This window comes from Nodularia sp. UHCC 0506 (assembly GCF_034931045.1).
Classification (GTDB): Bacteria; Cyanobacteriota; Cyanobacteriia; order Cyanobacteriales; family Nostocaceae; genus Nodularia.
The window spans coordinates 11,660-24,033 of record NZ_JAYGHH010000011.1 but is presented as its reverse complement, the minus strand read 5'-3'; the positions used below and the strand labels follow the sequence as shown (position 1 = coordinate 24,033).

General features: G+C 39.6%; 11 protein-coding genes. 7 read left to right on the top strand and 4 right to left on the bottom strand.

Features of this window, described 5'->3' with window-relative positions; all coding sequences use genetic code 11:
- Positions 1 to 195: 195 nt before the first annotated feature.
- From VB654_RS09650 to VB654_RS09640, 3 genes are all read right to left on the bottom strand, one after another.
- Positions 196 to 1,632 (bottom strand): chlorophyll a/b binding light-harvesting protein, encoded by a 1,437-nt coding sequence (locus VB654_RS09650; protein ID WP_323213502.1) that lies wholly within the window; start codon positions 1,630 to 1,632, stop codon positions 196 to 198.
- Positions 1,633 to 1,634: 2 nt separating this feature from the next.
- Positions 1,635 to 2,657 (bottom strand): chlorophyll a/b binding light-harvesting protein, encoded by a 1,023-nt coding sequence (locus tag VB654_RS09645; RefSeq protein ID WP_323213571.1) that lies wholly within the window; start codon positions 2,655 to 2,657, stop codon positions 1,635 to 1,637.
- A 758-nt stretch (positions 2,658 to 3,415) separates the two neighbouring features.
- Complete coding sequence (locus VB654_RS09640) at positions 3,416 to 3,676, bottom strand: hypothetical protein (protein WP_323213501.1); 261 nt, start codon at positions 3,674 to 3,676, stop codon at positions 3,416 to 3,418.
- A 148-nt stretch (positions 3,677 to 3,824) separates the two neighbouring features.
- On the opposite strand from VB654_RS09640, the gene VB654_RS09635 reads away from it, so the two are divergent.
- Positions 3,825 to 4,199, top strand: a complete 375-nt coding sequence (locus VB654_RS09635; protein ID WP_323213500.1) for a DUF4870 domain-containing protein — start codon at positions 3,825 to 3,827, stop codon at positions 4,197 to 4,199.
- 10 nt (positions 4,200 to 4,209) lie between these two features.
- Here the strand turns inward: VB654_RS09635 and VB654_RS09630 are convergent, their stop codons facing one another.
- On the bottom strand, positions 4,210 to 4,356 hold the full coding sequence (locus tag VB654_RS09630; protein WP_323213499.1) for a hypothetical protein: 147 nt from the start codon (positions 4,354 to 4,356) through the stop codon (positions 4,210 to 4,212).
- A 372-nt stretch (positions 4,357 to 4,728) separates the two neighbouring features.
- Here VB654_RS09630 and VB654_RS09625 point away from each other — a divergent pair, with 372 nt between their 5' ends.
- From VB654_RS09625 to rdgB, 6 genes are all read left to right on the top strand, one after another.
- Entirely contained in the window at positions 4,729 to 5,574 is an 846-nt protein-coding gene (locus VB654_RS09625; RefSeq protein ID WP_323213498.1) for a DUF2382 domain-containing protein, read from the top strand.
- A 418-nt stretch (positions 5,575 to 5,992) separates the two neighbouring features.
- Positions 5,993 to 6,835, top strand: coding sequence for a DUF2382 domain-containing protein (locus tag VB654_RS09620; protein ID WP_323213497.1), 843 nt, complete (start codon positions 5,993 to 5,995; stop codon positions 6,833 to 6,835).
- A gap of 314 nt (positions 6,836 to 7,149) precedes the next feature.
- Positions 7,150 to 8,049, top strand: coding sequence for a YsnF/AvaK domain-containing protein (locus VB654_RS09615; RefSeq protein ID WP_323213496.1), 900 nt, complete (start codon positions 7,150 to 7,152; stop codon positions 8,047 to 8,049).
- 156 nt (positions 8,050 to 8,205) lie between these two features.
- On the top strand, positions 8,206 to 9,876 hold the full coding sequence (locus VB654_RS09610) for an alpha/beta hydrolase (RefSeq protein ID WP_323213495.1): 1,671 nt from the start codon (positions 8,206 to 8,208) through the stop codon (positions 9,874 to 9,876).
- A 78-nt stretch (positions 9,877 to 9,954) separates the two neighbouring features.
- Positions 9,955 to 11,394, top strand: coding sequence for a phosphoglucomutase/phosphomannomutase family protein (locus VB654_RS09605; RefSeq protein WP_323213494.1), 1,440 nt, complete (start codon positions 9,955 to 9,957; stop codon positions 11,392 to 11,394).
- Positions 11,395 to 11,558: 164 nt separating this feature from the next.
- Complete coding sequence (rdgB, locus tag VB654_RS09600) at positions 11,559 to 12,140, top strand: RdgB/HAM1 family non-canonical purine NTP pyrophosphatase (protein ID WP_323213493.1); 582 nt, start codon at positions 11,559 to 11,561, stop codon at positions 12,138 to 12,140.
- Positions 12,141 to 12,374 lie beyond the last annotated feature (234 nt).

The window sequence follows — 12,374 nt, the reverse complement described above, 5'->3', positions numbered from 1 at the left end:
TTGACACCTAATAAATAATTTGAATTTACCTTCCAGAAATGAGACTTGCTCAATATCCAACCCTACAGAAAAGACACTGAAAATATCTTGTGGGGTGGACATCTTGCCTGCCCTAAATATGCAACGTTCGCGTAGCGCATATCACAGAGTACATAGAGTCATGAGAGTTTGTGAGGTTTTTTGTGTAAGTCTTAGCTAGTTAAAAAACAAACTGCTATTAGCTAACACCAAGAAAGCAAATAAAGCTCCGCCACAACTGCCAACAGTCCATCCAGCATTAAATTCACTCCAAGACTTACCCGTTTTCATGTTTTCTGGTAATTCCCCAGAAGCAGGTTTACTACCAGAGAAAGATGTGCTGCCATAGAGCCACAAACAAATAGACAAAATCAATAACAGACCAATTGTGGCTAGTAAACCTGCTTGACTTGCCAACTCAGTATTCCGCAGAGGACCGAGTTTCACAAAAGGACCAAGCAAAAAGTAACCATGTGCCATCCCAATTTCTAAACCCCTAGAAAAAGGCGACAACCCAGGACGGTAAATTGGCAGATACTTCAAAAAATTCAGTGTGATATCAGAAGCATTCACAGGAGTATCAAAATTGCCCATTTCTGGCATACCAGAATAATTGACAACCCCCTGCTGAAAATTCAATCCCGCCGCTATCACACGGACTCTTAAGGCGTGCCAGATATGACCAACTAAAAATACAATTGCCAAAGCCAAGTGGCTAGTTGCTAACCAAGTGCGAACTGTCACAACTCCCGATGCAGTCGTAGTCCATCCCAAAGAACCATAGAATACTGTGGGATAAACGGTGTCATTCACAGTTACAAAGTAAGCTGCAAAAAATCCCATATAGGCTAAAGCGCCCAAACTGTAGCACAAGTAAGCCTCACCAGACCAAAACAATACTTTTTTAGCCCAGTCAAAAGGCTCAGTCAAAATGTGCCAGAATCCGCCCCCAATGCAAAGTATCCCTACCCAAATATGTCCACCAATCACATCTTCGAGGTTATTTACAGCCGCCATCCCCTGACTACCAAATAAACCAAAGAGATAGCCAAAAATCCGACCAGGGTTAAGAGTTGGTTCTGTAATTACTCTTACAGATGCTATTTCAGGGTCATAAAGACCACCCCAAAACAGCGCCTTTGCTACTAATAACCAAGCGCCAACACCCAATAACAGGAGATGAATACCGATGATGGTGGTCATTTTGTCTTCATCTTCCCAGTCGTAGCCAAAGAAACCAGAAAAGGTTTTATTTTCTGCCAGGACTTCAGGCCCCAAAAGAGCATGATAAATGCCCCCTGCACCTAGCACGGCGGAACTAACTAAATGTAAAACACCAATGACAAAATAGGGATAAGTATCAATAATTGTTCCCCCATTGCCCACACCAAAACCCAGAGTAGCCAAATGAGGTAACAGGATTAATCCCTGCTCATACATTGGGCGAGAAGCATCATATTTAGTGATTTCAAACAAAGTTATTGCCCCAGCCCAAAGGACAATCAAACCTGCATGGGCAACATGAGCGCCCAACAGTTTACCCGACATATCAACAAATCGAGCATTACCTGCCCACCAACCAGATTCTGGCTGAGTTATAGTTGCAGTTGTCATTGTTACATTACCTCCCCACGAGTTGAATGCACGACCTTACCTTGACGGAAATCAAACCCAGCAGCGCGGAGGGCGTGCCAGAGATGACCTTGGAGAAAGAAAAAACCTAGCCAAAAATGAGCATTTGCCAACCAAACGCGAGCTGATAGTAAATTTCCACTCTCGAAGTAAGGAAAGCGGTCAAAACCAATATTCAAAACTGGGCCATAGAACTCAACTGGGTAAGCCAGGGTGTTAACAGAGACGAAATAGGCAGCAATCATACTCATTAAAGCTAAAGCACCCAAACTGTAAGCTAGGTATGCTTCACCCGACCAAACAAACAGCTTTTTAGCCCATGAGAATGGTTTAGTCGTAATGTGCCAGATACCACCAGCAATACAGAGAATACTTACCCAAATATGACCACCAACCAAGTCTTCTAGATTGTTGACTCCAGCAATCCAGTGTCTACCACCACCACCAAAGAGATAGCCAAAAATCACTGTAGAATTCCAGGTAGGGTTAGAAATGACTCGCACCTCTCCCAAATTGCTATCATACAAGCCCCCAAAAAACATCGATTTGGCAACAAGTAAGCCAGCACCTAAACCTAGTAATACTAGGTGAATACCCAGAATTGTAGTCATTTTGTCGGCATCTTCCCAGCGATAGCCAAAGAAGGAAAATCTTTCTTCTAAAATGGCAGGGCCACGCAGGGCATGAAAAATACCACCAATACCCAAAAAAGCAGAGCTAATTAGGTGTATCACCCCAATAGCAAAGTAGGGATAGGTGTCTAGCACCTGTCCACCACTACCTACACCCCAGCCGAGAGTTGCTAAATGGGGTAATAAAATCAAGCCCTGCTCATACATTGGTTGTGAAAGGTTAAAGTGGGCGATTTCAAACAAGGTTGTCGCACCAGCCCAAAAAACGATTAACCCTGCATGAGCAACATGAGCGCCTAAAAGTCGCCCTGATAGTTCTGTTAACCGAGCATTTCCCGACCACCAGGGAATCGACTCCGATGTTTGAACAGCCATGCTTGTCATGACATTAGCTCCTGAGAAATTGTGCCTATGTCTGAGATCAATCAACCCAACTAATGAGTATCTATCTCAATAAACATTTAGGAACATATTATCAGAATTATTGAAACTAGTTGTCACTAATTTAATGTAAATTTTTGTAATGCTTTCTATAACTAAAGCTGCAAAATCTTTATATGCAATAGTTTCACGCGATATTAGTGCTTAAAAAATCTGTGATGATAAAGAAATAATTAATAAAACATTGCTATTAAATCTCAATAAGTCTATGGTACAGTGGAACCTACTTACACAATGTTAATAAACCTTCCGCATTCATGAGGCTGAATCCTATTTTGATTACTGGGGATAACAAAACAAGGATTTAGCCTTTTTTTGTATGCTACAGAAACTTTTAATCTCTGCTTCCTCTGTACTTATATTGCTTAATAAGTGTTTTATTTGACTACATTAGATGCAAAAGACACGTAATAAAGAAGAATTTTACCCATCTTTAAAAGGGTAATTCCTATCAACTAGATATTGACAAAATAAACTAAATAAGCGGCAAGAATAAACTTAACCATGTAACGCAAGTAAAAATACAGTAATTTAGTCCTTAATTCAGGACTAAAGTCCTGACTACAAACCTTTAATTATTTACGATGACTTGGTTAAATAAGCTTTTAGAAACAAGAAAGGAATCAAGTCCTTCAGTTTTGCTGAAAGGGGGATTACAGTGATTTTCAGCTAAATGAACTGTTAAAATTGCATCAGCAGTGAAGGTTGGCTTGCTCTTGTAACCAGGGATCTACTGGCTGTCCATCTTTGCGGCGTAGTTCAATTTCTATGGCTATAACTTCCTTAGAACCAGGAGGCGCGGGTTTTTGATGGAAAATAATGTCATAATCTAGTGGGTTATGTTTGCGTTCTTTTAACCAGTCCTGTACTTTGGTTGTGGCAAAAAACGACTGCCCTTGCTCAAACATCCGAGTAATCTGCATTTGTAATGTGTAGGGGTTGATGCGACCCATTTTTTAAACCCTTTGTTCAGTAAACCTCATATTCTAGTTTATCTTAAATGAAGGTGGAAAAGCTTCTGGAGTACGGTAAACTGTAATACTCCACATATTATGTGTTCGTTACAATCAGAGTTATAAACTAAATTGAGAGGACACCAGAATGCAAGTTAAATATGATCATGATAAGCGTAAATTGCTATCATCGCTGTGTCATGGGGCAATTTTCTTTAGTACAACACTATTTTCTATTGGGGTTCCCATTGTCATTACCTTCGTTTCTGATGACCCCGTGGTGAAAAGTAATGCTAAAGAATCGATTAATTTTCACTTTAATGTTTGGTTTTGGGCAACTATAATTGGTGTTCCTATCGGGATTCTATCTTTTCTCACCTTTGGGCTGGGCGGAATTTTATTCTTTCCTATAGTTGCGTTGGGTTTTGCTCTACACTGGGGATTGACAATTTGGGCGCTATTGCACTGTTTCAGCCAACCAAATGAACCATTCCGTTATCCGTTTATTTTTCGACTTCTCTAATTGTACTAACTCAATTTTTGCTGTTGCTGATTTCAAATATGAATTTTTCTCGCGCACCAGCGATCGCTTGTGTTGCATAGCTGTAAAAAAGCACGAATTTGTGAGATAGGTGCAAAGGTAATTCTAGTATTTCAGATTCTGATTCAGCAACACTCAATTTTTTTGTCTATACCTAATGATTGGTTTGATCTTACTTGTGGAATATTTAGGAATAATAAACATATATATGACTCCTATTTGAATTTTGATAGCTTGCGTGGCGTAAGCCATACAAAACGACCTATTCCTTGATTCCTTCTTCCCTGTTCCCTGTTCCCTGTTCCCTGTTCCCTACCTCTACGAATAAATTCATAAACCAAACCTGATTCCTATATATCTTCAGTTATAGACCGATAGGTAATTAATTCAGGGCAAAAATATTCACATTTCAACTATAAAATATATTCCCTAAATTCAGCCGCCAGCCAGAGGGAAACCAAGATATTAATTTTTATGCTGATAGGTATAGATATTCTGCACCTGGAAATATATGCCTCTTTACAAACTGGAAGAATTTGACCCTAACTACCGACAAACCTGTGGCGGTGATGATATAAAATCTTTAGACCTCTATACCGAAGGAGGAGTAAGGATTGGCTCGGTAGCTGATGCTTTAGTTGACCAAAATGGACGATTTCGGTATTTAGTGATTGATAGTAGCTTGGACTCTATTAATAAGAAGATATTACTACCAATCGGGTTATCTCATATCAATTATCCAGCCCAACGTGTTTATGTAGATGGACTGAGGAAAGAACAAGTCGAACGTTTACCTGAATATCAGGAAACTATGACTGTTGATGAAGATTATGAAACACAGGTACGCCTTGTTTTTCGTCCTGAAAGCAGAGACATAACTAATGGACGTGAGATATCTATTTACGAAAGAGAACCAGATTTATATAACTTAAATGAACAATATCATCAAACTCTCAGACTGTATGAAGAACGATTGATTGCTAACAAACATCGGGTTAAAACTGGAGAAGTAGCAGTTGGTAAACATATTGAAACACAAACAGCAAGGGTGACAGTACCAATTAAAAAAGAACGTGTTTTGATTGAACGAGTGCCGCCAACAGAAGCAGGAACGATTGTAGACCCCAATGCACTCAAATTCCAAGAAGGGGAAGTCACACGCATCGAATTGTACGAAGAAACGCCCGAAATTCGCAAGGAAGCGTTTGTGCGTGAAGAAGTAAGAGTGAAAAAAGTTGTAGATCGGCAAACGGTAGAAGCACAAGACACAATTCGCCGAGAACAGTTAGATATTGATACTACAGGCGAATTGCAAGTTGATGAAACTGGTATAGCAAAAAGAGAAGAGGCTGTTTGATTAGTTGGGATACGAAATTTATTGCGGAGATTTATATTTAGATAATACAGGCAGGGATTTCATCTCTGTCTGTACTTTTTTAATTGTGTTTAATAGATATGAAATGAATTGAATTCTGCGTTTTCTAGAAGCTTTGTAGATATGTTGTAAGTAAGTGGGCGTAAATGAAGTTAACTGGTGGAGGTTGTCATGGGTAAGGATTTTTGACCTGTTTACTTAATGTCTAATTAGGATCAGATAAACAGATGGATGTGATTGACTTTATATTGAATATTTTAGATATAATTCATTCACCAGAATATCTAACTTTTGATTGTATTCATTCAAACAAATTCGGTCAATAGTAGGAGGTAAAGGTGTCAATAAAGATTTATTTTGGTTACTAAAAGATAGTATGAAAATTCAGAGGTAAGTTCTAATGGTTCTTCACAAATTAGCAGATTTTGATCCAAATTACCATGAACATTTTCAAGGTAATGATATTAAAGGGCTAGGTGTCTACACAGACGTAGGTCATGAAAAGATTGGCACTATCAGTGATGTTTTAGTTGATGAAGAAGGACATTTTCGCTATCTAATTGTTGATTTAGGTTTTTGGATATTTGGTAAAAAAGTATTACTACCAGTTGGACGTTCCCGCATTGACTATGATGCTAATCGCGTCTACGCTCTTGGTATGACTAGAGAACAAGCGGAAGATTTGCCAAAATTTGAAGAAGGCAGAACACTGGACTACGACTATGAAGAACAGGTGCGTGGTGTTTATCGTGATACTAAATATAGTGCAAAACCTGTAGAAGCATCAACACCAACTTACACCCGTGAAACTTATACTTACGAACATGAACCTTCTTTGTATAGTCTCAATCAGCAAGACCATCCAACTTTACGATTATATGAAGAACGGCTGATTGCGAAAAAAAGACGCGAAAAAACTGGAGAAGTCGCAATTGGTAAGCACGTTGAAAGTGAAACTGCAAGAGTGTCAGTACCTATAGAAAAAGAACACGTTGTAATTGAGCGCGTGACTCCAGAGGATGCAGGTAGGGTTGTTTCTGCTAACGAAGCTAACTTCCGTGAAGGTGAAGTTGCTCGTGTAGAAATTTATGAAGAAACCCCAGAAATTAGCAAAGAAGCAGTTTTGCGTGAGGAAGTTAGAGTTAAAAAGGTTGTAGAGCAAGAGACTGTTGAAACTCAAGATACTGTGCGACGTGAAGAGTTAGATGTAAATGCTCCTAATCTTCCAGTTGAGGAACGTTAATCAAGATAACAAAGCGATTAGCCATGAACTAATCATGTCATGTTTGGTTAATTACTTATTATTAAAGCGTTAGCGTTGCAGAGTAATGGAATGAAACCCAACACCAAAAATTATCAGCTATGTTGGGTTTTACTTTATCTCTTGAGAGGTAAGCAACCTACAAATCTATCTAATACCAATTCTTGATGAGGATGCGCCAAATTATAGGAGAAATGAACGAACCGCAACACAGAAATAAATTCAGCGCAAGTTTATACGGGAATGGTATAAGAAAATAATTTTGGTCATAAGTAAAGTATTTTATCATTCGTTTTATGAATAGCCAACCAATGGCAAATAATCTTAAACAAGCCAAAGAGCAGACCAATATTCAACCCCTGTTAGAAACTTTAAAAAACAAAATCCAAGATTTTTCTGTATCTGATCGGCAAGGTCAAATAGTTGGCAAGGTCAAAGATTTAATTTTGGATGCTAATCGTCGGCTCAATTTAGTTATAGCTCAACAAGTGAGTCAAAAAAATAGCATAAATTCGGGTACATCAGATGTAATATCACATCGTTTAGTTTTATTGTTGAGCCAAAAAATCAACAAAATTGATAATTTTACTCGATCTATTCTCTTGGATATCGACAAATTAGAAGTAGAGTATATGCCTGAATATTTAGAAGCAGCACCAGACAATCAAAAAACAGTGAATAAGTTAACTGAAGCAAATAAGAATGACCAAATGATTAAAAATAAAATTGAAAAAGCCAATACAGTAGAAGTTGATGAAGAAGATATTGTACGTTTAATAGAAGAACGACTGATAGCTGATCATAAAAAGCGCAAAATAGGTGAGGTAATTGTTCGCAAAGAAATTGAAACTCGGATGGTACAAGTACCTGTGCGACGTGAAAAGTTAATTGTGGAGCAAGTCAGTCCAGAAAATAAACAACTTGCAGAAATTGATTTAAGCCAAGGTGAAATTGCTGGTATTGAGTTGATGGCGGGAGAAAGGCTTGAAGGTACGATGATCGATGGTCATTTAACTGTGCATGGTGATTTTAGTTCTCCGAAAATTGCTAGTTTACTGTTAAATGCGATCGCTCTTGAACAAAATCACGGCTGTCAGCAGGTGAAAATCACAATTACTGTCAAAGATGAGTCACTTCAGCAAAAATACCAGGAGTGGTTTGAGCGTTGTTCTCAAGGACAAAAACCCAAATTGTAAACGTCAGCTGATAGCTAGTAAGTTAATAGGGTGGGTATAATTGCCAACCCTATATTTTTTGTGTGTATTATTTATTGTTTGATATTTGACAATATATACTATAAGTAAGTTTAGGATTGCTCAATTTACTTATAGTCTAGTAGTTAGATTACATTGATGAAAAGTTTAGGGAAATATTTAAGTCTAGGGCTATTATCTACGTTTATGACGGCTACTCCCGGATTGGGGGCTGAACGCATTAGCTTTTTTTATCCTCCTTATGGTGAATTCTCCCTCAGTGTTGACTCTTTAGAAACATTTGCCCAGTCAGGCAAAATCACTGATGAATTTGCATTTTATGCTAGTCGTGCTAATCCCCAACAACTGGCTCAATTAAGAGAATTGCTTCAACAGCAATTTGATGTTACTCCTACCCTAGTTTCTCAGGTAACTTACTCACCCATTGGCGAAGACCTCATACAACGTTTAGGCAGCTTAATTCTGACTGAATCTAGACAAAATGGCTTTTTTGCCCTCAGAAGTGCTTTGATATTAGCTGCGGCTAATCCAGAGGGTTTAACGGTGGTGAATTTGCTGCGTCAGTTTCCCTCCCGGACAATACGACTAAGTTTTACAGAAGGGCTAAAGTTAGTCAATGATTTATTGCAAGTATTACAGAAAAGGGATCAGGTTGTAGCTTGGATTCAACAAGAAACAGACACCACTGCACTAATTGAACTTTTAAATGCAGAAGTTCCTAATAATACCATTGATTTCTCGCAACTACCAGATTTGCGATCGCCTGGTTCATTTACTTGGCAACGTCAGGAATTGACTTTCCAGGATAGGTTGCGAAATCGCACTATACCAACCCATATCTATATCCCAGAAGCGACCCCATTAACTAGCCCTGAAGATCCTTCAGCACCCTTTCCCCTAATTGTAATTTCTCATGGTATAGCTTCAGACCGTTCTTCTTTTGCCTACTTAGCGGAACATTTAGCATCCTACGGTTTTGCGGTAGCTGTATTAGAACACCCTGGTAGTAATGCTGAACGCGTTGAGCGCTACTTAACAGGTTTAGCTGGGCCCTTGGAAGCAAAGGAATTTATCAACCGACCTTTGGATATCACATTTCTCCTCGATCAACTTGAAACTATCGCAAAATCAAATCCTCAACTCCAAGGAAAATTTAATCTTCAGCAAGTCGGGGCTATTGGTCATTCTTTCGGTGGTTACACTGTTTTAAGTTTGGTAGGGGCAAAAATTAATTTTGAACAACTGCAACAAGACTGTGGTTCCGATATTTCTACTTTTAATTTGTCGCTATTTTTGCAGTGTCAAGTAACTGAGTTAGAAGCTAAAGATTACCAACTCCAAGATGAGCGCATTCAAGCAGTATTGGCGATTAATCCTTTATCTAGTTCAATTTTTGGAGAAAGTGAGGTTAGTCAAATTCAAGTTCCGGTCATGCTAGTTGCCAGTAGCCAGGATATTGCTACTCCCATCATATCTGAGCAGGTTCGTCCTTTTACTTGGCTGGCTACTCCTAATAAGTACTTGGTATTAATCGAAAACGCGACTCATTTTAGCGCGATCGCAGAACCAATTTCAGGAAATAATGTCTTACCCATACCACCAGCCTTGGTTGGGCCTGACTCTGCACCAGTCTATGCTTATCTGAAGACTCTGAATGTGGCTTTCTGGCAAACACACCTGCTTAACCGTCCTGAATACTCCCCTTATTTACAACCGTCTTATGCTCAATATCTGAGTCAATCTCCCTTAAATCTCAGTCTGTTAAATTCCTTTTCCACAGACAAATTAAATCAAGCCTTAAAAAAATGAAATTCCCGTCCGTAGTTACGCTTCAGTATACACTGTAACAAATGCTAAAATCCTGTCGTAAATAGTGAGGATAACTCAATGCCAGTTGCTGCTAACTCGATTAAATTTGGTACAGACGGCTGGCGGGGCGTTATTGGTGATGAGTTCACCTTTGAACGTCTAGCCTTGGTCGCGCCAATTGCTGCACAAGTCTTACATAATACATATTTTTCTACAGTTGGTAGCAAAACAATTGTTGTTGGCTACGACCGTCGATTTATGGCAGAAGACTTTGCCCGTGCTGTTGCTGATTCGGTCAGCGCTATCGGGTTTGATGTTTTACTCAGCCAAACCTATGCCCCAACTCCGGCTTTTAGTTGGGCAGCCAAAGACTTGAATGCTTTGGGGGCGCTAGTAATTACAGCCAGTCATAATCCTGGTTCATATTTAGGGTTAAAAGTCAAGGGTTCCTTTGGTGGTTCAGTACCGCCAGAAGTGACAAAAGAAATAGAAGCTTTATTATCTGCGGGTGTACCTAATCCAGTGGCTAACCCTGGGAAACAAGAACCGTTTAATCCTTGGCCAAGTTACATCACAGCATTAAAAGCTAAAGTTAATATTACCAAGATTCAAGCAGCGATCGCCTCTGGTAAACTGACATTATTTGCTGATGTTATGCACGGTGCAGCAGCTGGGGGATTAGAAAAATTACTAGGTGACGGCGTTAAAGAAATTAACAGCGATCGCGATCCCTTATTTGAAGGTGGTGCGCCAGAACCTTTGCCAAAATACCTATCTCGTTTATTTTCGGTAATCAAAACTCACCGTCAAATAGATAAATCAGGTTTAGCTGTAGGGTTAGTATTTGATGGCGACTGCGATCGCATTGCCGCAGTGGATGGCAACGCCAACTTTTTGAGTTCCCAAATTTTAATTCCCATCTTAATCGATCACTTAAAACTCCGGCGTAGCTTTAGCGGTGAAATCGTCAAAACTGTGAGTGGTTCTGATTTAATTCCCCGTGTAGCAGCACTGCATAACTTGCCACTTTTTGAAACCGCCGTAGGATATAAATACATTGCCGATAGAATGTTAGTAGCAGATGTATTATTAGGTGGAGAAGAATCAGGAGGAATCGGTTATGGTAGCCATATTCCCGAACGTGACGCACTACTATCAGCGCTGTATGTTCTAGAAGCAATTGTAGAATCTGGGTTAGATTTAAGCGATTATTATCACTCCTTACAAGAAAAAACAGGTTTCATCTCAGCTTATGATCGCATCGATTTGCCCTTATCCAGTATGGACGTGCGATCGCGTCTTTTAGAACAGCTGCAAACCCAACCATTAACAGAAATTGCCGATCAAGCTGTCATTGATTGTCAAACAATCGACGGTTATAAATTCCGCCTAGCTGACAACAGTTGGTTAATGATTCGGTTTAGCGGTACAGAACCAGTATTACGCCTGTATTGCGAAGCCCCAACCATAGAACAAGTACATCAAACCCTAGCTTGGGCAAAAAATTGGGCAGAGTAAGTGCTGATCTGAGTGCTGAGTGCTGAGTAAGAAGAAAAGACTTGAAAAGTTTTTATGAAGTACCCTTGATTCTTTGGTTTATTCAGCACTTACGAATTACAAACTACGTTAGCGAAGCTCTCCCAAAGGGAGCATTACGAACTACGAATTACGAATTACGAATTATGACTAAATTACTCGTAGTAGCGACAGGAAATCCCGGTAAATTGCGGGAAATGCAAGCTTATTTGGCTGATTCCGGTTGGGAATTAACTCTTAAACCAGAAGAATTAGACGTTGAAGAAACAGGCGAAACCTTTGCCGCTAATGCTTGTCTCAAAGCTTCCCAAATTGCTCAAGCTACAGGACAATGGGCGATCGCGGATGATTCTGGTTTGCAAGTAGATGCCCTCAAAGGCGCACCCGGAATATATTCGGCACGCTATGGCAGCAGCGACTCAGACCGCATTGCGAGGTTATTGCGAGAATTAGGTAACACTGTCAATCGTCAAGCCCAATTCGTCTGTGCAGCAGCGATCGCTCGTCCCGATGGTACAATTGCTTTAGAATCAGAAGGTATATGTCGCGGCGAAATTCTTCATGCACCCCGTGGCGAAGGTGGTTTTGGCTACGACCCAATATTTTATGTCCCAGAAAAACAATTGACCTTTGCACAGATGTCACGGGAATTGAAAGGATCAATTAGCCATCGAGGTAAAGCCTTAACAGTTCTCAGTTCTCAGTTATCAGTCAATAACTGGGTTTAATTCCTCACTATATCGGGCGTTGGTGGCGGATCTAAATCCCCTCTATACGTCTTGATAACTTTTTATTGTTCACTATTCATTGATTTAATTTCAATATCAAAATCTAACGCAAGATTTTTGCTGTTCTAACTTGAGTTGGAGAACTAACATTTGTCAATTGTTGACAATAAAACCATAACTTCAAAGCGGAGTGTGGCGTTAGCCATAGTTAAGTAGGGCTGGCTGAAGAAATCT